Source organism: Christiangramia qingdaonensis (genome assembly GCF_048381525.1).
Classification (GTDB): domain Bacteria; phylum Bacteroidota; class Bacteroidia; order Flavobacteriales; family Flavobacteriaceae; genus Christiangramia.
Window position 1 is genome coordinate 1,002,232 of the sequence record NZ_JBLWIM010000012.1, and the last position, 19,803, is coordinate 1,022,034.

A 19,803-nucleotide genomic window follows, 5' to 3' on the forward strand; every position below is an offset into this window, starting at 1 on the left:
ACCGTTGCAGGAACCTTCAAGAATGAAGAAGAAGGTATAGAGAACGATACCACTATCGAGCTGGCTGCTATCAAAGGAAAGAGAAATATTGGGAAATTTGTAGGTGCGAAAGTTGGCGATACCCTAACATTGAAGACAAAAAATCTTTTCGAAGATGAGCAGGCTCTTGTAAATCACCTAAGCATCGATCAGGAAAAAGCTAACGATCTTGATGTTGAAGTAGAATTCACTATTTCTGAAATCAACGAAAGAGAACTAGCAGATCTTGACCAGGAATTATTCGACAAACTTTTCGGTAAGGATAAGGTAACTTCTGTGACTGAATTGAAGGATAAGATCAAGGAGGATGCAGCAAAGCAATTTGAGCAGCAGAGCGATCAGCAATTGATGAATGATATTACTGAAAAGCTTATCGAAAATACTAATTTCGAGCTGCCTAAAGAATTCCTTCAGAAGTGGATTCAAACAGTTGGTGAAAAACCATTAACAGATGAGGAAGCGGCTGAAGAATATGAGAAAAGCGAGAAAGGTCTTCGTTACCAGTTGATCGAAGGTAAAGTGGTAAACGATAATAATCTTAGTGTAGATTTCAACGATCTTAAGGCATTTGCTTCAGAAAAGATCAAGGAACAAATGGCTCAATTTGGTCAAATGGATCCTTCAGAAAAAGAACTTGATGATATCGCTGCAAGAATCCTTTCTAACCAGGATGAGGTTAAGAGACTTTCAGAGCAGTTAATGAACGAGAAACTTCTCAAATTTTATAAGGAAAATATGAAATTTGATGAAAAAGAAGTGACTTACGAAGAATTTGTGAAAGCAATCTATAAGTAAGCCTTTTTAGGATATATTAATTATCTTTAAGGCGTTAACTCAACCCGAGTAACGCCTTTTTTGGTTTTATACGGGAAATTGTTTAAGATTAGAAAAATTCAAAAAAATTGATGGACTACGGAAAGGAATTTCAAAAATATGCTGTTTCAGATCATAACATCAACAGCAATTATTACGATAAAATAGTGAGCAGCATGCTTCCTACAGGGATGACTCCTAACATCATTGAAGAGCGACAAATGAATGCCGTAGCAATGGATGTTTTTTCCAGATTGATGATGGATAGAATTATCTTTTTAGGAACCGGAATTAATGAACAGGTAGCGAATATCGTACAGGCTCAGCTTTTATTCTTAGAGAGTACAGATGCCGCTAAAGATATCCAGATATATATCAACTCACCAGGAGGTAGTGTTTATGCTGGTTTAGGTATTTATGATACTATGCAGTTCATAAAACCTGATGTAGCGACTATCTGTACGGGAATGGCTGCTAGTATGGGAGCTGTACTATTATGTGCAGGTCAGGCTGGTAAGAGAAGTGGTTTGCCGCATAGCCGTGTGATGATTCACCAGCCAATGGGTGGTGCTCAGGGACAGGCGAGTGACATTGAAATTACTGCCAGAGAGATCGTAACTTTGAAAGAAGAATTATACAAGATCATTGCGAAACATTCAGGACAAACTTACGAGAAGATCCACGAGGATAGTGATCGTGATTACTGGATGAAGGCTGAAAGAGCCAAGGAATACGGAATGATTGACGAAGTACTTAAAAGAGAAGCATAATTGTGCGGGACTTCACAGGAAGTCAAAATCTGAAAAATTAAATAATGGCGAAAGAAGATTTAGAATGTTCCTTTTGTGGTAGAAAAAAACCTGAGACCAATTTATTGATCGCAGGCCTTGACGCTCACATCTGTGATAGATGTATCGAGCAGGCTCATGGCATTGTGATCGAAGAGTCGAAACAGGGAGAAGCGAAAGAACTTTCTTCAGATCTTATGCTTAGTAAGCCTAAGAAGATTAAATCCTTTCTGGATGAGTATATCATAGGGCAGGAAGAAACGAAGAAGGTGATGTCTGTTGCGGTTTATAACCACTACAAAAGACTATTACAACCTGAGAAAAATGATGATGTAGAAATTCAGAAAAGTAATATAGTGATGGTTGGGGAAACCGGTACCGGTAAAACCCTTATGGCCAGAACGATTGCAAAAATGCTGAATGTGCCACTAGCTATCGTAGATGCTACAGTACTTACTGAAGCAGGATATGTAGGTGAGGATGTAGAAGGTATACTTACCAGACTTTTACAGGCAGCCGATTATAATACTGAAAAGGCTCAGCGTGGGATTGTATTTATTGATGAGATCGATAAGATCGCCCGCAAGAGTGATAATCCTTCTATTACCAGAGATGTTTCCGGGGAAGGTGTTCAGCAGGCGTTATTGAAATTGCTGGAAGGAACTACTGTTAATGTCCCGCCTAAAGGTGGTCGTAAGCATCCAGATCAAAAATTCATCGAGGTAGATACAGAGAATATTCTCTTTATCGCTGGTGGTGCTTTTGATGGGATCGACAAGATTATAAGCAAGCGTTTGAACATGCAGGCTGTTGGTTTTAGTGCATCAAAAAGTGAAGACAAGATCGAGCGTACGAATTTATTAAAGTATATCATTCCTAAGGATCTAAAAGAATTTGGATTAATACCGGAGATTATTGGTAGGTTACCAGCGCTTACTTATATGAATCCGCTGGATCGTGAAACTCTTAGAGCGATTCTTACAGAACCTAAGAACGCGATCATCAAGCAGTATAAGAAACTCTTCGAGATGGATGATATCGAATTTGATATTACTTCAGATGCTCTGGATTATATTGTAAATAAAGCAATAGAATATAAGTTGGGAGCACGAGGATTAAGATCCTTATGTGAAGCAATTTTAACCGACGCTATGTTTGAGATGCCAGAAAGTGATCAGGATCATTTTACGGTAACCAGAGAATATGCTGAGGATAAACTTAATAAATCTACTATGAGCAAGCTGAAGGCAGTTTCATAGAATGATTATTATATAGAAGAAAACCGCCCATTCGGGCGGTTTTTTTATTGTTTGATATTTAAGCTGAACTTTGTAAGTAAGCCTGGTAGAGCTTCTAAATCTATTTTGGCCTGCTTTATAGGATTGACCTCAGGATCGAGGCTAAGATTGCTTGTGCTCGAAAGATCTGCCTTCTCGAGCTCTGTGCGTTCGAAAATAGCATATGTAAAATCTGATCCTTCAAAATTCGCTTTTTTCAGGATCGCTTCCGTAAAATCTACATTTTTAAAGCTACAGTTCTGTGCCTGAAAACCTGGTAATCTGACTTTATGAAAACTGGAATGATCAAAAATGCAATTCTGTGCTTTGAAATTAAGTCCAAACATTTCACATTGTTCGAAATACAATCCTATCAATTTACAGGTATTAAATGAACAATTCTGAAAGGAAGTTTTAAATAGCCTGGAGTTACTCAGATCGATTTGATCAAAGTCACATTCAATAAAGCGAACATTGGATAGATCGCCATCGGGAAAGCTACAGTTTATAAACTGGCATTGCTCAAATTCGAAATCCAGTAGATCTGTCTTCTGAAATGTGGTCTGTTCGAAGGTCTGGTCGAAAAATACTCGATTGTTCATAAGACGGGTTTACCAGCTTCCACCAGCTCCACCGCCACCAAATCCACCACCGCCGAAGCCGCCACCAAAGCCGCCACCGCCGCCGAAACCTCCACCGGAGCCTCCGCCAAATCCGCCTCCACCACCAAAGCTGCCTCTTCCAAGACTACTTAAAATGATAGCGTCCCACAGGATACTTCCGCCATTTCTACGTCCGCCATTACGACCACCGCCACGTTTATTGAACATGGAGATGATTACAATTACAAACAGTACAAGGAAGACGATCGCTCTAACAGGGATGCCACCGCGGGTATTGTTATTTCGTGGAGCACCTTCGTAGCTGCCAGCGAGAACCTGAAACATAGCGTTGGTTCCTTTATCCAGACCATCATATATATTGTTATTTCGAAATTCTGGTAGAATTATTAATTCTACTATCTCTTTGGACTTTGCATCGGTCATATATCCTTCTACACCATAGCCCGTAGTGATCCAGATCTTTCGGTCTTTCTCAGCCACTAGAACTAGTAGTCCGTTGTCTTGTTCCTTGGTTCCAATACCCCACTCATGTGCCCAATCTGCCGCATAGGTACCAATATATTCCCCTTGTAGGCTTTCAATCGTAGCGACTACTATTTGGGTACTTGTAGTATCTGCGTAATTGATAAGCTTTTGTTCAAGGGCTTTTTCTTCAGAAGCATTTAGCATATCAGCTTCATCAAAAACACTGGTTTCAACTGCTGGCTTCGGAGGAATTTCTCGTTGTGCCTGTAGATTGAAAGCGCAAATTAAGACGAGTAAAAGTAGTAGTTGTTTGATAAGTCTAGCCTTTTGAAATTTGATCTGAAAGTTCGTTAGTGTCCATTTCATCCCAGGGGAAGTGCTTTTGAAGTTCCTCACCAGCCTTTAATACTCCGTCGATAAGACCTTTAGTGAAATCTCCCTTTTTAAATTGAGACACGATCATATCTTTAGTGCTTTCCCAGAAGTTATCTGGTACCACATCATTAATTCCTTTATCGCCATAGATCACAAAATTTCGATCTTCAACAGCAACATAGATAAGAACGCCGTTGGCCTGCTTGGTGTTATCCATTTTCAGAGCATGAAATACTTCCATGGCCCGATCAAAGATATCCAGTTTACCAGCAGTTGGTTCGATATGAACACGAATTTCTCCGCTGGTTTTTCTTTCTGCCGTTCTAATGGCATCAACGATCTTCTCTTCCTCTTTTTTGCTTAGAAAAGCTTCTACATCCTTATTCATAAGTCTAAAAATCGAATTCTACGTCTGGTGCGTTTTCAGCTCCGGCATCTGCCTGGAAGCGCTCCATTTTTTCAAAACCGAACATACCTGCAAACAGCGTATTCGGGAAGGTTCTTATGTAAGTATTAAAGTCGGTTACTGCAGCATTGTAGCGGTCTCTCGCAACATTAATCCGGTTCTCAGTTCCTTCCAGTTGTGATTGTAATTGTAAGAAGTTCTGGTTGGCCTTTAGTTCAGGGTATCTTTCAACGGTTACCAGTAATCTTGATAATGCAGAAGTAACTCCTTGTTGAGCCTGTTGGAATTGTTCTATTTGCGCGGCACTAAGATTTTCAGCATCTACATTTACTGAAGTAGCTTTGGATCTCGCTTCTATAACTTCCTTCAAAGTTCCTCTTTCAAAGTCTGCCGCACCTTCTACAGTTTTAACCAGATTACCAATAAGATCATTTCTTCTCTGGTAACTGCTTTCTACATTAGACCAGGCTAGTTTAGCATTTTCTTCTTTGGTAACAGCCGTGTTATTGAATCCGGCAGTTACTTGCCATACTACTATTACAAGGACTACTATGATTGCTATTGGAAGCCACTTTTTCATGTTATAATTGGTTTTTTAGGTTAACTAGTTCAGCTTTTATTGTTTCTAATTTTCGAATAATATCGAAGTTGCTTAGTGTTTTATTTTTTTCTTCCTTAAGGTGGATTTTAGCACCTTCCAGCGTGAAACCTCGTTCTTTTACCAGGTGATAAATAAGTTCAAGATTTTTAATGTCTTCAGGGGTAAATTTACGATTTCCCTTGGCATTTTTCTTCGGTTTAATGACATCAAATTCTTTTTCCCAGAATCTAATCAGGGACGTGTTGACGTTGAATGCCTTGGCAACTTCACCAATACCATAATAACGTTTTTCAGGAAGTTCGATATGCATTAATCCAGGGATTGGTTTTCACGTTGAGCTCTTTCCAGTACTTCGCCAAATTCTTCAGGAGATAAATTTCCGTAGTAAAAATTAATAGGATTGATCCTGTCTTCATCTTTGAAGATCTCGTAATGTAAATGTGGCGCTTCAGATCTTCCGGTGCTGCCTACAAAACCAATCACATCACCTCTTTTTACGGTTTGTCCCCGGCGAACGTTGTATTTATATAAATGCGCGTAAAGACTGGTATAGCCATAGCCGTGATCTATTCTTATATGGTTTCCATACCCTGTAGACCTGCTATCTGCCCTTACAACCTTGCCATCGCCAGTAGCATATACGGGAGTTCCTCTTGGAGCGGTAAAGTCCATGCCATAATGAAATTTTCTAACCTTGGTGAAGGGGTCATTTCTCCAGCCGTAACCTGAAGCGATCCTGCTTAGATCCTGGTTCTTGACCGGTTGAATAGCCGGGATAGCTTCCAGTAATTCACCTTTTTCTCTGGCGAGTTCAGCGATCTCGTCCAGAGATTTAGATTGAACCACAAGTCTTTTGGTAAGGATATCCATCCTTTTTGTGGTTTCGGTAATAAGCTTACTGTTGTCAAATCCTTCCAGATCTTTATATCTGTTAATTCCACCAAAACCTGCTTTACGCTGTTCTTCGGGAATTGGATTGGCTTCAAAGTAGAGTCTGTAGATATTGTTGTCGCGATCTTCAATATTAGCCATGACATCCTGGATCTGGTCCATCTTTTTATTCAGTAGACCATATTGCAACTGCATGTTATGTAATTCACGCTTTAATGCCTTCTCCTTCGGAGTTTCGATTTGAGGAATATTGAGATAAATGACGAGTAAAATAAAGCCGGCCAGAAAGGATCCGGTAATACTTAAAAGTGCGATACCTAGTCTTTTCCCTTTTTTCTTCTCAATTTTCTGATAAGAAAGGGTCTCGCTATCGTAATAATATTTAACCTTCGACATGAGTTAAAATTATGCTATTTTTGCCATTCGAAAACGGCTCGAATACCGTGTTATATCGTACGGTAAACGAACAAATATATGAATTGTTTTGCCGTCTTCATAATTTAATGAAATTTGCAACAAATTAGCCCAATGAAGTCACAGGAGATACGCCAGCAATTTCTGGAATTTTTCAAATCAAAAGCTCATAGTATAGTTCCCTCTGCGCCAATGGTGATCAAGGACGATCCTACACTTATGTTCACCAATGCAGGAATGAACCAGTTCAAAGAATTTTTCCTGGGAAATTCAGAACCTAAGAACAGCAGGCTTACCGATACTCAAAAATGTCTTCGGGTAAGTGGAAAGCACAATGATCTGGAGGAAGTGGGGCATGATACTTATCATCACACTATGTTCGAGATGCTGGGTAACTGGAGTTTTGGTGACTACTTTAAAAAGGAGGCGATCAACTGGGCATGGGAACTGCTTACAGAGGTTTATAAGATAGATCCTGAAATGCTATATGTTTCAGTTTTTGAAGGAAGCGATGATGCAGATCAACTGGGTCTGGATACTGAAGCATTGGAGCTTTGGAAAAAGATAGTTCCAGAGGAGCGTATCATCTTCGGAAATAAAAAAGATAATTTCTGGGAAATGGGGGACCAGGGACCTTGTGGTCCTTGTTCTGAAATTCATATCGATATAAGATCTGAAGAAGAGAAGGCCAAAACTGCTGGTAGAGATCTTGTAAACATGGATCATCCCCAGGTAGTAGAGATCTGGAACCTGGTTTTTATGCAATATAATCGTAAAGCCAATGGCTCTCTCGAAGATCTTCCAGCCAGGCATATCGATACCGGTATGGGCTTCGAACGTTTGTGTATGGTATTACAGGATAAGAAATCCAATTATGATACAGATGTTTTCACTCCGCTACTAAGTGAGATTGAAAAGATCACCAAATCTACTTATGGTCCTTCGGAAGAAAAAAATATTGCGATGCGTGTAATTGCAGATCACGTAAGAGCGGTATCATTTTCCATTGCAGACGGGCAATTACCTAGCAACACTGGAGCTGGTTACGTGATAAGAAGAATCTTGAGAAGAGCAATTCGTTACGGCTTTACATTTCTTGATACCAAAGAGGCTTTTATCTATAAACTGGTGCCGGTATTGAGCAAGCAAATGGGCGCTACTTTTCCTGAAATGATGTCTCAGCAAACACTTATCGAAAATGTGATTAGGGAAGAAGAGCAGTCGTTTCTAAGAACTCTAGATCAGGGATTAGTACTTCTGGAGAATCTAATGCAGAATTCGGAGTCCAAAACAATTTCCGGAGAGAAGGCATTTGAGTTATATGATACCTTTGGATTTCCAATCGATCTCACCGGTCTCATTTTACGTGAGAATGGATATCAGCTGGATGAAAAGGGTTTTGAAGCAGAACTAAAAAAGCAGAAAGATAGATCAAGGGCGGCTACACAGGTGAGTGCAGGAGACTGGACCGAGATCAAAGCGGTAAAGGAGGAAGCTTTTATAGGTTATGATGAGCTTGAATCGAGTGCATATATTTCGAGATATAGAAAAGTAGACTCTAAGAAAAAAGGAGAAATGTATCAGCTTGTGCTGGATCAAACTCCTTTCTATCCGGAAGGTGGAGGCCAGGTTGGAGACAAGGGTGTGTTAATGACTGCAGATGGTGAAGCGATCAAGGTCGTGGACACCAAGAAGGAAAATAACTTGATTATTCACTTCACTAAGAAATTACCTGTCAATCCTGAAGCAGAGATCAAAGCAATCGTGAATGACAGAGAGCGTGCAAATACTGCAGGGAATCATACAGCAACTCACTTGTTGCATCAGGCGCTTAGAAGTATTCTGGGTGCTCATGTAGAACAGAAAGGTTCTATGGTGAATGGCAGCTACTTAAGATTCGATTTTTCACATTTTAGCAAGCTTACTCCAGAGGAGATCGAAAAGGTTGAAAACTTTGTAAATGCTCGTATTCGTGAGAATTTGAGACTGGAAGAACAGCGTAATACCAGTTACGAGTCTGCCCTTGAGCAGGGAGCCATTGCATTATTTGGAGAAAAATACGGTGATTCAGTAAGAGCTATAAAATTTGGTGACTCTATGGAACTTTGCGGTGGAACGCATGTTTCGAATACTTCAGATATATGGTATTTCAAAATTACCGGAGAAGCTGCTGTAGCCTCAGGAATTCGTAGAATTGAGGCTATTACCGGGGAGGCTGCGATGCAGTATTTTCAGGAACAGGCATCAACGCTGACGGAGATCAAAAATGGTCTGAAGAATTCTAATGATCCCGTGAAAGCGATCCAGAATCTTCAGGAGGAAAATAATGAACTTAAGAAACAGGTTGAGAGTCTTTTAAGGGATAAAGCGAAAGCTCTTAAAACTGAATTAAGATCTAAGATTGAAAATATTAATGGCGTCAACTTTTTATCAAAAAAGGTAGACCTGGACGCAAATGGTATTAAAGATCTTGCATACCAGCTAGGCGAGGAGTTCGATGATCTTTATATATTATTTGGAACAGAGCAAAATGGTAAAGCTCTTCTGTCCTGTTATATTTCTAAAGGGCTAGTAGAGAAATCTGATCTAAATGCCGGGCAGATCGTTCGCGAATTAGGCAAGTATATTCAGGGAGGTGGAGGAGGCCAGGCTTTCTTTGCTACTGCTGGAGGTAAAAAACCTGAAGGAATAGACGAAGCCCTTCAGCATGCTAAAGACTACTTAAATACATAATAAGAATCCCGACCTCTCGTCGGGATTTTTTATTTTTATAGCATGCAGTTTAGAACCATTGTACCCGTTGATCCGTCTCCCTGGAAAATCGATCATAAAACCAGGATTATGTTAATGGGTTCCTGTTTCGTGGAGAATATTGGCAGCAAGCTTGAATATTCAAAGTTCCCGGTCTTACAGAATCCCTTCGGAATTATCTTTCATCCAATTGCGATGGAAAGACTCTTTAAGCGTATAGCTTCCAGAAACTTATTTACAGAAAGTGATCTACTGCTGAAGAATAACCAGTACTTAAGCCTGGAAACGCATTCTATGATGAATAGGAGTAATGCTGAAGAATGTGTTCTAAACCTTAACGAGTCGCTGGAAGCATCCTATGATTTTATACGTGAGGCAGATGTTTTAGTGTTGAGCCTGGGAACAGCCTGGGGTTATGAACACGAAAGCCTGGACAACGTTGCTGCAAATTGTCATAAGATTCCGCAGAAAGAATTTGAGAAAAAGTTGTCCTCCATCGATGAGATCACAGATTCCTTAAAAACAATTGGTAAATCTCTGCGGGAGATCAATAATGATATAAAGATTCTTTACACGCTTTCACCGGTAAGACACTGGAAGGATGGAGTAGTGCAAAATCAGCAGAGTAAAGCTCATTTGCATACTGCTATACAGGAAGTGGTTGCCGTCGATTCGGAATCTTATTATTTCCGATCCTATGAAATTTTACTGGACGAACTACGAGATTATCGATTCTACGCTAATGACATGTTGCATCCCAGTGAGGTCGCAATTAGCTATATCTGGAACAGGTTTTCTGAAGCCTATTTTAATGAAAGTACGAAGCAATTAAACATTGAAATCGACAAAGTGCAGAAATCGCTTGCTCATCGACCTCTAGCAGAAAACTCTATTCTTCATAAGAAATTTCTTACGAAACTACAAGCTAAAATCGGGGAAATTCAACAAAAACACCCTCAAATAACGTTTTCTTAGGCTGCGCTGTCATTGAGTTTACCGTCTTTTCAAGTTATGATAATCCAATTTTAACGTTTAATTCTAATTTATTTGTAAATTTACAAGGCAGGTTCGTTATAGTTTACGTCTGGAAATTATTTAAGCATTGCTCAGGTAATCAGATAATTATAAGAACTTGTTTTCTAAAATTTGTTGGGGTAGATTTTAGAGTTTACAAAAGGACGGGTGGGGCCGTCCTTTTGTTTTTTTACTTCTCAACTTTAACTTTCTTTAGTATTCTTCACGTAATTTCACCAGTCTATTTTTTATACTTTGCTCTTTTATAGATCTTAGCTTATGAAGAACTTTCTAATAGTAATCCTTTTTGCTGTTCTGTGTATATTTGGTTATCTATACTGGGAAGAACGCAATGATGAGAAAGAAAGTCTTCAGCAAAATACTGCGCTTATTCAGGAACAGATCAGGAATGTAGGAAAGCTCGTGGTTACTGAAGGAACCTTCTCGCAAGTGTTCACCTATAAGAACTCGAAAAGCTTCTATTTCGATGTGCTTTCAGCAAGGAAAAAAGCCTTGATTATTGTAAATGCTGATGTTAGCGTAGCTTATGATCTAAGTAAACTTGATGTCGAGATCGATGAAGAGAATAAACGAGTAATCATACATAGTATCCCCCAGGAGGAAATCAAGATAAACCCTAATATCAAATACTATGATGTCACCCAGGATTATCTTAATCAATTCGAAGCTGAAGATTACAATAAGATAAAAACCAGGGTAGAAAAGGGTTTACGGGAGAAGATCGACAAATCCCGACTTAAGACCAATGCGAAAAACCGACTCATAAGTGAGCTCCAAAAGATCTATATTCTAACGAACTCAATGGGATGGTCACTGGAATATCAGGACCAGGTTATTGAAGATAATAAGAAGCTCGAAAGAATAAAACTTTAAGGACTAACCAATTTTGTTTCGGTCATTGCCATGCCATCCTCGATTAAATGAGCAATTTCGGGTCTACGCTTCTTAAGTTCCAGAAGATAAGCTTTCACTTCGTCTGCCAGACTTTGATCATCATCAACAGCAAGTTCATAGATCTCTATCGCCAGTAGCCAATCATTTTTATGATGCTTTTTCAGAATATCAAAAGCAGAGTTTAATGAGAACTTTGTATTCTCCCCGTGGCGAATGTTCGAAACCGACTTATATAAGGACTCCAGTTCTTCCCGTTCTGGTGTTCGTGGACTTTTAATAGTTGTGCTGGTTGGTTTATGTGTTATAAGATCAAAAGAATAATGATCTGCAGGTCCTGCGAAGGCAGAAATAACCTCTTTTCCAACCGCCATATCATATCGTCCCCAATCTGGTTGAAATAAAATTTCATCTCCATGAGTAACTGTACAATCCTCAAAACTAATAATGATGATCTTGCCCTGTAGATTCCTGGTTCCTGTAATGATCGAACCTTCCACCTTGATGCCGCCTTCAAATTCAAGACTTACTCTTTCGCCTTCGTAGATCGCATAAGCCCTAAGATCACGCGGACTCATATCTTCAATAGCAAGATTAATGCCTTTAAGTTTTCCAATAGGAGATCCAAATCCTTCTGGGTGAGAAGATGTACCATGTCCAACAAGCTCTTTTTCGCGGTAAGAAAGTGCTGTTTTCCCGGTGGTTTGAATATAGATTGGTCGATCTTCATGTTCCAGAACTCTGCTAAAATTCCCAGATACCTGGATGCCGGTCGTAAACTCTATAGTTCCAAGATTTTTAGAATCAATTAATTTTTTTATTCCTTCAAGTCCACCACGTCTAAGCGCCATCTTATTCGCAAACTCTTCCAATACTAGGCTAAGATGCGCAAAGTCCGGAGTCACATAGAGTTGTGGTTGAGGTTTAGTGATATCAAACTCCTGTTTTGCAGCATCGATAGTGTAAGGAATCTTCTTTACTTTACTGGTCATACAGGATTTACTTTCTCCAATAGAGGAAAGCAAGCCTGCCCCATAGATCTTAGGATCTTCAGGAGTGCCAATCAAACCGTATTCCACCGTCCACCAGTGTAAATTTCTAATCTGCGACATTTCGCTGGGATTCACCTTTTTATTCTGAAGATCCTCCACTCGTTTTTCAACAGCGATGATCTCTTCTTCGGAAGTGTTTTCAGCTTCCTTTAAGATCGATAATTCACGAATAGCTTCGTAAACTTCAAAATCATGAGAGCTGGAGATTGCCTTACATCCAATTTCACCAAACCTTCTCAGGTATTCAGCATATTCGGGATTGGCAATGATGGGTGCATGTCCTGCACCTTCATGAATAATATCTGGCGCTGGGGTATACTCAAGATGTTCGAGCTGGCGAATATCACTGGCAATCACTAGAACATTGTAGGCCTGAAATTCCATGAAAGCTGCTGGAGGAATAAAACCGTCCACAGCAACTGCCGCCCAGCCTATTTCCTCGAGGATCCTGTTCATTCCATACATATTCGGAATACTATCTATGGAAATCCCTGTTTTCTTAAGTCCGTCAAGATAGGATCTATGGGCAACCTTACTCAGGTAATCCACATTCTTACGCATCACATATCGCCAAACCGCCTGATTAATAGGAGTATAATCCTCATAATTTTGTGGCTTTATATATTGCTGAAGATGGGCAGGTAACCTGTCCAGAATTTCGTTGGATTGAATATTATCGAGCATGATCTTCCTTTACTAAAACGTTTGCGTTAAAAGTACAAAATTTGATATAGAATTTGTTTAATCCACGTAGGCATTAGCCATAAAAAAAGCCCCTAATTGGGGCTTTACTATGTTCTATTTTTCCATTCCGGGTGGATATTTTTCCATGATTTTGGCAACGATCTCATTGATACGTTCCTGCTTTTTATTTACCTCCCTGGCCAAAGCTGCAGTTCCCATTCCCTGCCAGACTAATTCTTTATTTTCAGAATCGATAAGGTCTATATAAAGTGTTCCTTCACTGGTTCTGTTCACGGTATTGAATCCGCTTCCCCAGTACCAAGGGTTCCAACCCCATCCATAGCCCCAACCAGCAAAATTATTCTGGTAGATATTGATATTCTCGTTAGTTTTCGTAAAAATGCTCACTAAAAGATCAGGGTTTTCAGATTTTGTGAAACCATTCTTTAGCATCTCATTCTCGATGGCTCTTAGAATTCTTTTCTTGTCAAGATCAGATATATCGGCTTTATCTATTCCTGGTTTGAAAAATGCGAAGGATTTGTATTGATTAAAATCGGCTTCCCGATCGTAATCTGATGCTACACGCACACTGCTACATGAACTAAAGATAAGTGCGAGTAGCAACACTAGAGGAGTAATTTTTAAAAATCTCATAGGTTAGAATTTAAGTTGTTCGTTTTAAACTGTAGTAAAAAGTGAGATTCCTAGTAGAAGTACCGGGAAATTTCATATTCTTCAGTCTTCTAAAAGTCTCAAATATCGTGCCGAAGGATTGGTTAGAAGGGGATTGAAAGTCAAGAGCTAATTGAGATTTCCAATGATTTTACTCTTGCTTATTTGTTTTGCTATTATATCCATAAGGACAATGGCGGCAACCACTTTCACAACAATAACCACGTTTTAAGTGATATTTTTCAGTAAAACAGCGGTATCCTTCCGGGGTCAGGTAATAGTCTCCGTCCTCGATCGGGATTCTTTTTCTCTGAAAATTCATACTGCTAAAATACAATTTCTTATATTGATTCGATGATTTTGATCGTGAACAAAAGGTTGTTATCAGGGAGATTCAAAGGTATTAGCCTCTGGCCTTTTGTAATACTCGAGAATATTCATCTTAAAAGGGATAAATATTTTATCAATCATGAGCGTATTCACCTCCGACAGCAAATTGAGTTGCTCGTGATCTTCTTTTACGTATGGTATGCGCTGGAGTTTTTTATAAGATATGCCACACTTAAAGACGGGATGCAGGCTTATAGAAATATTAGTTTTGAAAAAGAGGCTTACAGGCGCGAGACTGACCTTAATTACTTAAAAAAGCGTTCCTTCTGGGCTTTTACAAACTATATGTAATAAGCCCGTAGAATTTCAGTGCTTATTCTTTCTTCTAAAGCGGATGCATTATTTTTGCAGTTATGAATTCTATTTTTCAGACTTCTGAAGCTATTGTTTCTGAAAATCAATTTGTTGCTGAATTTTCAAATTCGGTGACCCTGCATATCAAGCGTGAAGATCTTTTGCATCCTGAAGTGTCCGGGAACAAATTCAGAAAACTGAAGTATTCCGTATTGAAAGCTTCAGAATTAGAAAAGGATTGTCTGTTAACTTTTGGCGGTGCTCATAGTAATCATATCGCAGCCACGGCAGCAGCCGGAAAACTGGAAGGTATCTCAACTATCGGGTTTATTAGAGGTGACGAACTGGAGTTTCAGAAAGAAAAATGGAGTCCCACACTGAAGTATGCAGATTCCTGCGGAATGAACCTGAAATTTATAAACAGGGAAGTATATCGGGATAAAGAATCTGAAACATTTCTGAAGCAATTACATGCACAATTTCCCGATGCGATGATCATTCCTGAAGGCGGAACAAGTGAACTGGCGATCAAAGGTTGTGAAGAAATTCTTTCTGAAGCAGATAAGGAATATGAATATATATGCACTTCAGTAGGAACTGGAGGAACTATGGCCGGGCTTGTTAATGCTTCTCTTTCTCCCCAAAGTATTCTGGGTTTTTCAGCACTTAAATCTGGACACCTTTCCGAAGAAATTAAGAGAATGACTACGAAAACGAACTGGTCCATCAATACAGATTATCATTTTGGTGGTTACGCAAAGATTTCTGCAGAATTAATTCTGTTTATGAATGATTTTTTCAGAAAAACCCGAATCAAACTCGATCCGGTTTATACAGGGAAATTACTTTTTGGTATTTTTGAACTCGCGCAGAAAAATTACTTTCCGAAGGGTTCAAAGATCCTGGCAATTCATACCGGAGGCCTGCAGGGAATAGAAGGAATGAACGAGAGATTGAGAAAAAAAGCGCAGCCACAAATTATAACCGAACTATGAAATTGAATAGATTTTTACTGCTGCTTATTGTCGCCGTTTTTGCTGCTTCCTGCGGAAGTCGTAAAAAGGTGGATACCAGGAAAGATGATGTTGTCAAAACCGATCGAAGGGATGAGAATAATAATTCCCCAGCAGAGATCGTGGATGATGTGCGGGAAGAAATGCCACGCAATTCGTACCATTATCGTATCGAGGATTATATTCGTGATTATGCTAGTATTGCACAGGAAGAAATGAAATTATATAAGATTCCTGCGAGTATTACGCTTGCGCAAGGAATTTTAGAATCTGGTGCCGGTAATGGCCAGTTAACCAGGCAGGCAAATAATCATTTTGGTATTAAATGTCATGATTGGAATGGTGAAAAAGTGTACCATGATGATGATAGAAAGGGAGAATGTTTTAGAAAGTATAAGCACGCGAAATATTCTTACAGAGATCACAGTCTTTTCCTTTCTGGGCGAGGAAGATATTCAGAACTTTTTGAGCTGGATGCTGATGATTATAAAGGCTGGGCAAAAGGTTTAAGAAAGGCTGGTTATGCGACAGACAGGCGTTATCCAGATAAATTGATCGATCTTATTGAACGTTACGAGCTGTATAAATTCGATGAAAACATCAGTGGAAAGTCTACTCGTGCCTATGCTGCACAACCTAAAAGTACAAGCGAAAGTCATGTTGTTCAAAAAGGAGATACCTTGTATTCGATCTCTAAAAAATACGATACCACTGTAGAAGATATTAAACGAAGGAATGGACTGAACGGAAATAACATCTCCATTGGCCAGATCCTGAATGTAAAATAGAGGAATAGAGTTATGATTTATAAGAGAAGTAGTGCCTTATTCGCAGATGCTAAAAAAGTAATTCCGGGCGGAGTGAATTCACCGGTTAGAGCATTTAAAGCTGTTGGAGGAGATCCTGTTTTCGTTAAGCGAGCTGCAGGAGCTTATTTATATGACGAGGATGATAATCAACTAATAGATTATATAAATTCATGGGGTCCTTTAATTCTGGGACACGCCCACAAACCGGTAGTAGATGCTGTAGTTGAAAAAGCCAGGATGGGAACATCTTTTGGAACGCCTACAGAAATTGAAACCAAGATCGCAGAACTGGCTGTTAAGATGGTGCCCAATATTGATAAGATAAGAATGGTAAATTCCGGGACAGAAGCCTGTATGAGTGCTGTGAGACTGGCCCGAGGTTTTACCGGAAAAGATAAAATTATCAAATTTGCTGGTTGTTACCATGGTCATAGTGATTCCTTCCTAATACAGGCGGGGAGTGGGGCAATAACTTTTGGTTCGCCAAACAGCCCGGGAGTAACCCAGGGAACGGCTAAAGACACCTTACTTGCTAATTTCAATGACCTAGCAAATGTAAAAGAGCTCGTAGAAGCTAATAAGGAGGAGATCGCCTGTATCATTCTGGAGCCGGTGGCTGGAAATATGGGATGTATTCCGCCGGCTGAAGGTTTTTTACAAGGTTTGCGAGAAATATGTGATGAAACCGGAATTTTACTTGTTTTTGATGAGGTAATGACTGGTTTCAGACTTGCAGCCGGAGGTGTGCAGCAGAGAGAAAATGTGGTTGCTGATATCGTTTGCTTCGGAAAAGTAATTGGAGGTGGATTGCCTGTTGGAGCCTTCGCGGCAAGAAATGAGATCATGGATCATCTTGCTCCTATAGGACCAGTGTACCAGGCCGGAACATTAAGTGGAAATCCTTTAGCTATGGCTGCCGGTTTAGCTATGCTAACAGAATTGGACTCTAATCCAGAGATCTTTGAAAGCATTGATAAAAAAACAGCCTACCTGCACGAGGGTATGGAAAAAGTATTAAAACAAAATGAGATTGATTTCACGATCAATAGATACGGTTCTATGATCTCGGTACATTTTGGATTGGATGCTGTAACAGATTTTGCTTCCGCAGCAAAGTCGGCGAACTTAGGGACCTTTAATAAATTCTTCCACGGGATGTTGGAAAATGGAATCTATATCGCACCAAGTGCCTATGAAACATGGTTTATAAGTGATGCACTTAGCTATGAAGATCTTGATCGTACGATCGAGGTAGTAGATAAAGTAGCTAAAACACTTTAGAAATATTAGATCCGGCGGTAATTACTGTCGGATCTTTTTTAAAATCTTCTATCCTTAAAATAGAAGTCCTCATCAGCTTTGGTGATCTCCCTGATCACTTTGCAAGGATTTCCTGCTGCGATCACATTGGAAGGGATATCACGGGTAACCACACTTCCAGATCCAATGACCGTATTGTTACCAATACTCACTCCTGGATTTATTACTGAATTTCCACCAATCCAAACATTATTACCAATTGTCACAGGAATTGCATATTCCCATTCTTCGTTTCGCTTATTTGCATCTATAGGATGTCCGGCCGTAAAAATACTCACGTTTGGAGCGATCATTACATGGTCACCTATCCTAACTTCAGCGCAGTCGAGTATGGTTAGATTATAATTTGAGTAAAAGTGATTTCCAAGGTGAATGTTATAACCATAATCACATTGAAATGGCGGCTGTATATAAAATTCCGAAGAAACTGAACCAAGAATTCTGCGAATGAGATCGTGTCTTTCAGTAATTAGTTCAGGCGATATATTATTGAAATCAAAACAAGTTTTTTGAGCATGCAGTCGCTCTTCGAATAATTCCTTGTCTGAAGCTTTATAGGCCTGCTCACTGAGCATCTTTTCTTTCTCGCTCGCCATGGGCTAGTTGCTTAATTTCAACAATTCCTCGAGATAAGTTCTGGAATTCGAAAGTCTTGGTACTTTGTGCTGACCGCCAACTTTGTTATGCATTTTCAACCAATCATAAAAGAGATCAGGACGCGCCTGGTGTACAAGCGGCGCATTTAGGGTCATGTTATTATACCTTTTTGCCTCATAATCACTATTTACCTCTTGCAAGGCAAGATCAAGCTGAACCTTGAAATTATCGAAATCTTTTGGCTCGTTCTTGAATTCGATCATCCATTCATGGGCACCTTTCTCACGGCCTTCCATAAAAATTGGGGCAACCGTATAATCCTTGATCTCACAATTGGTTAAAAGGCATACTTTTTTGAGGGCAGATTCAGCATTTTCAATGATAAGTTCTTCACCAAAAACGTTGATATGATGCTTGGTTCTTCCGGTAACTTTAATGCGGTAAGGATTAGTATTGGTGAACTTAATGGTATCACCAATCTTATATCTCCATAAGCCGGCGTTCGTAGTAATCACTACGGCGTAGTTTGTGCCAATTTTAACTTCATCAAGTGGGATAGCGTGTTCCAGGGCAGAGCCATAGCTATCCATAGGAATAAATTCAAAGAAGATCCCATAATCCAGCATGAGTAGCATTTCTTTGGAATCGTTAAGATCCTGACAGGCGAAAAAGCCTTCAGAAGCATTGTAGATCTCATAGAACCTAAAATCTTCCTTGGGTAAAATTTTCTGGTACTGGGAAGCATATGGCTCGAAACTTACTCCACCATGAAAATAGGCTTCTAGATGAGGCCAGACTTCAAATACGTTTTCTTTGCCAGTACTTTGCAACACATTATTCAGTAAAACCAGCATCCAGCTAGGAACACCGGCAAGACTGGTCACCCGTTCCTTAATGGTTTCGTTTACAATTGCCTGCATCTTGGTTTCCCAGTCATGCATCAATGAAACTTCGTTACTCGGAGTGCTACTAAACTCTGCCCAGAAAGGCATATTATCTATAAGAATAGCTGAAAGATCTCCGTAGCTGGTTCCGTTTTCCTGGTAAAGTTCCTTGCTTCCTCCCAGACGCAAACTTTTACCGGTAAACATCTGCGATCCAGGATTATTATTCAGGTATATGCAGATGAGGTCTTTACCGGCAGCGTAATGGCAGGCTTCCAGTGAATCCTGACTAACGGGAATAAATTTGCTTTTTGCATTGGTCGTACCGCTTGATTTTGCAAACCATCGAATAGCTCCCGGCCAGAAAATATTATGTTCACCTTTACGGCTGCGCTCAATATCACTTTCGATATCTTCATATTTCTGAATAGGAACACGTTCCCTGAATTTCTGGTAATTATTGATCTCAGAAAAATGGTAGCGCTTCCCAACTTCAGTATTCTTTGCTTTGCTAATAAGGTTTCGAAGCAGCTCTTGCTGTACCTCATGAGGATACTTAATGAACAATTCCATTTGATGAATTCTCTTCTTTAAGAACCAAGAAGCAATGGAGTTGACTAATGGAATTGGCATTATTTATTTCTATCTTTAAGCCTTGTTTTGCAGGCGTGACGTTATCTGGTTAAAAATAACGGATTCTTTGAAGCCTGCAAAAA

General features: G+C 39.6%; 21 protein-coding genes. 10 read left to right on the top strand and 11 right to left on the bottom strand.

Going from position 1 to position 19,803, the window contains the following annotated elements; all coding sequences use genetic code 11:
- The 3 genes from ACNI3T_RS09590 to clpX all read left to right on the top strand — a co-directional run.
- The coding region (locus ACNI3T_RS09590) for a trigger factor (RefSeq protein ID WP_472272504.1) at nt 1-834 on the top strand (834 nt) is incomplete at its 5' end.
- 110 nt (nt 835-944) lie between these two features.
- Nucleotides 945-1,622: an ATP-dependent Clp endopeptidase proteolytic subunit ClpP gene (gene clpP / locus ACNI3T_RS09595; RefSeq protein WP_418227598.1), complete on the top strand. Its 678-nt coding sequence runs from the start codon at nt 945-947 to the stop codon at nt 1,620-1,622.
- Between the two features lie 44 nt (nt 1,623-1,666).
- On the top strand, nt 1,667-2,899 hold the full coding sequence (clpX, locus tag ACNI3T_RS09600) for an ATP-dependent Clp protease ATP-binding subunit ClpX (RefSeq protein WP_141878722.1): 1,233 nt from the start codon (nt 1,667-1,669) through the stop codon (nt 2,897-2,899).
- Between the two features lie 44 nt (nt 2,900-2,943).
- Here the strand turns inward: clpX and ACNI3T_RS09605 are convergent, their stop codons facing one another.
- The 6 genes from ACNI3T_RS09605 to ACNI3T_RS09630 are packed head-to-tail and all read right to left on the bottom strand — an operon-like array spanning nt 2,944 to nt 6,674.
- Nucleotides 2,944-3,519 carry a pentapeptide repeat-containing protein gene (locus ACNI3T_RS09605; protein WP_418227599.1) on the bottom strand — a complete coding sequence of 192 codons (576 nt, stop codon included), beginning with the start codon at nt 3,517-3,519 and terminating at the stop codon, nt 2,944-2,946.
- 9 nt (nt 3,520-3,528) lie between these two features.
- Nucleotides 3,529-4,371, bottom strand: coding sequence for a TPM domain-containing protein (locus ACNI3T_RS09610; RefSeq protein ID WP_418227600.1), 843 nt, complete (start codon nt 4,369-4,371; stop codon nt 3,529-3,531).
- Nucleotides 4,325-4,768, bottom strand: coding sequence for a TPM domain-containing protein (locus ACNI3T_RS09615; RefSeq protein ID WP_418227601.1), 444 nt, complete (start codon nt 4,766-4,768; stop codon nt 4,325-4,327). Before ACNI3T_RS09615 ends, ACNI3T_RS09610 begins: the two co-directional genes overlap by 47 nt.
- A gap of 4 nt (nt 4,769-4,772) precedes the next feature.
- Nucleotides 4,773-5,366, bottom strand: coding sequence for a LemA family protein (locus ACNI3T_RS09620; protein WP_322301079.1), 594 nt, complete (start codon nt 5,364-5,366; stop codon nt 4,773-4,775).
- Nucleotide 5,367: 1 nt separating this feature from the next.
- A complete protein-coding gene (locus tag ACNI3T_RS09625) occupies nt 5,368-5,697 on the bottom strand; it encodes a MerR family transcriptional regulator (RefSeq protein WP_141878717.1) in 330 nt (109 codons plus the stop codon).
- Nucleotides 5,697-6,674: a M23 family metallopeptidase gene (locus tag ACNI3T_RS09630; RefSeq protein WP_298246178.1), complete on the bottom strand. Its 978-nt coding sequence runs from the start codon at nt 6,672-6,674 to the stop codon at nt 5,697-5,699. Before ACNI3T_RS09630 ends, ACNI3T_RS09625 begins: the two co-directional genes overlap by 1 nt.
- 132 nt (nt 6,675-6,806) lie before the next feature.
- Here ACNI3T_RS09630 and alaS point away from each other — a divergent pair, with 132 nt between their 5' ends.
- The 3 genes from alaS (at nt 6,807) to ACNI3T_RS09645 (ending at nt 11,351) form a co-directional block, all read left to right on the top strand.
- Nucleotides 6,807-9,425 (top strand): alanine--tRNA ligase, encoded by a 2,619-nt coding sequence (gene alaS / locus ACNI3T_RS09635; RefSeq protein ID WP_418227602.1) that lies wholly within the window; start codon nt 6,807-6,809, stop codon nt 9,423-9,425.
- Between the two features lie 42 nt (nt 9,426-9,467).
- Nucleotides 9,468-10,418, top strand: a complete 951-nt coding sequence (locus ACNI3T_RS09640; RefSeq protein WP_418227603.1) for a GSCFA domain-containing protein — start codon at nt 9,468-9,470, stop codon at nt 10,416-10,418.
- A gap of 318 nt (nt 10,419-10,736) precedes the next feature.
- Nucleotides 10,737-11,351: a DUF4230 domain-containing protein gene (locus ACNI3T_RS09645; protein WP_418227604.1), complete on the top strand. Its 615-nt coding sequence runs from the start codon at nt 10,737-10,739 to the stop codon at nt 11,349-11,351.
- On the opposite strand, the gene ACNI3T_RS09650 is transcribed toward ACNI3T_RS09645, so the two are convergent.
- The 3 genes from ACNI3T_RS09650 to ACNI3T_RS09660 form a co-directional block, all read right to left on the bottom strand.
- Nucleotides 11,348-13,105 carry an aromatic amino acid hydroxylase gene (locus tag ACNI3T_RS09650; protein ID WP_418227605.1) on the bottom strand — a complete coding sequence of 586 codons (1,758 nt, stop codon included), beginning with the start codon at nt 13,103-13,105 and terminating at the stop codon, nt 11,348-11,350. The two genes, ACNI3T_RS09645 and ACNI3T_RS09650, sit on opposite strands and share 4 nt — an antisense overlap.
- A 114-nt stretch (nt 13,106-13,219) precedes the next feature.
- On the bottom strand, nt 13,220-13,762 hold the full coding sequence (locus ACNI3T_RS09655; protein WP_418227606.1) for a DUF4136 domain-containing protein: 543 nt from the start codon (nt 13,760-13,762) through the stop codon (nt 13,220-13,222).
- A 169-nt stretch (nt 13,763-13,931) separates the two neighbouring features.
- Nucleotides 13,932-14,102: a DUF5522 domain-containing protein gene (locus ACNI3T_RS09660; protein WP_418227607.1), complete on the bottom strand. Its 171-nt coding sequence runs from the start codon at nt 14,100-14,102 to the stop codon at nt 13,932-13,934.
- Nucleotides 14,103-14,134: 32 nt separating this feature from the next.
- Here ACNI3T_RS09660 and ACNI3T_RS09665 point away from each other — a divergent pair, with 32 nt between their 5' ends.
- The 4 genes from ACNI3T_RS09665 (at nt 14,135) to hemL (ending at nt 17,567) form a co-directional block, all read left to right on the top strand.
- Nucleotides 14,135-14,461: a hypothetical protein gene (locus ACNI3T_RS09665; RefSeq protein WP_418227608.1), complete on the top strand. Its 327-nt coding sequence runs from the start codon at nt 14,135-14,137 to the stop codon at nt 14,459-14,461.
- A gap of 62 nt (nt 14,462-14,523) precedes the next feature.
- Complete coding sequence (locus ACNI3T_RS09670; protein WP_418227609.1) at nt 14,524-15,459, top strand: 1-aminocyclopropane-1-carboxylate deaminase/D-cysteine desulfhydrase; 936 nt, start codon at nt 14,524-14,526, stop codon at nt 15,457-15,459.
- The gene (locus tag ACNI3T_RS09675; protein WP_418227610.1) at nt 15,456-16,265 is read left to right on the top strand and encodes a glucosaminidase domain-containing protein; all 810 of its coding nucleotides are present in this window, start codon (nt 15,456-15,458) and stop codon (nt 16,263-16,265) included. Before ACNI3T_RS09670 ends, ACNI3T_RS09675 begins: the two co-directional genes overlap by 4 nt.
- Before the next feature lie 12 nt (nt 16,266-16,277).
- A complete protein-coding gene (gene hemL / locus ACNI3T_RS09680; protein WP_418227611.1) occupies nt 16,278-17,567 on the top strand; it encodes a glutamate-1-semialdehyde 2,1-aminomutase in 1,290 nt (429 codons plus the stop codon).
- A gap of 38 nt (nt 17,568-17,605) precedes the next feature.
- Here the strand turns inward: hemL and ACNI3T_RS09685 are convergent, their stop codons facing one another.
- The gene (locus ACNI3T_RS09685) at nt 17,606-18,202 is read right to left on the bottom strand and encodes a sugar O-acetyltransferase (RefSeq protein WP_418227612.1); all 597 of its coding nucleotides are present in this window, start codon (nt 18,200-18,202) and stop codon (nt 17,606-17,608) included.
- Between the two features lie 3 nt (nt 18,203-18,205).
- The gene (locus ACNI3T_RS09690; protein WP_418227613.1) at nt 18,206-19,720 is read right to left on the bottom strand and encodes a GH3 auxin-responsive promoter family protein; all 1,515 of its coding nucleotides are present in this window, start codon (nt 19,718-19,720) and stop codon (nt 18,206-18,208) included.
- Between the last annotated feature and the right edge of the window lie 83 nt (nt 19,721-19,803).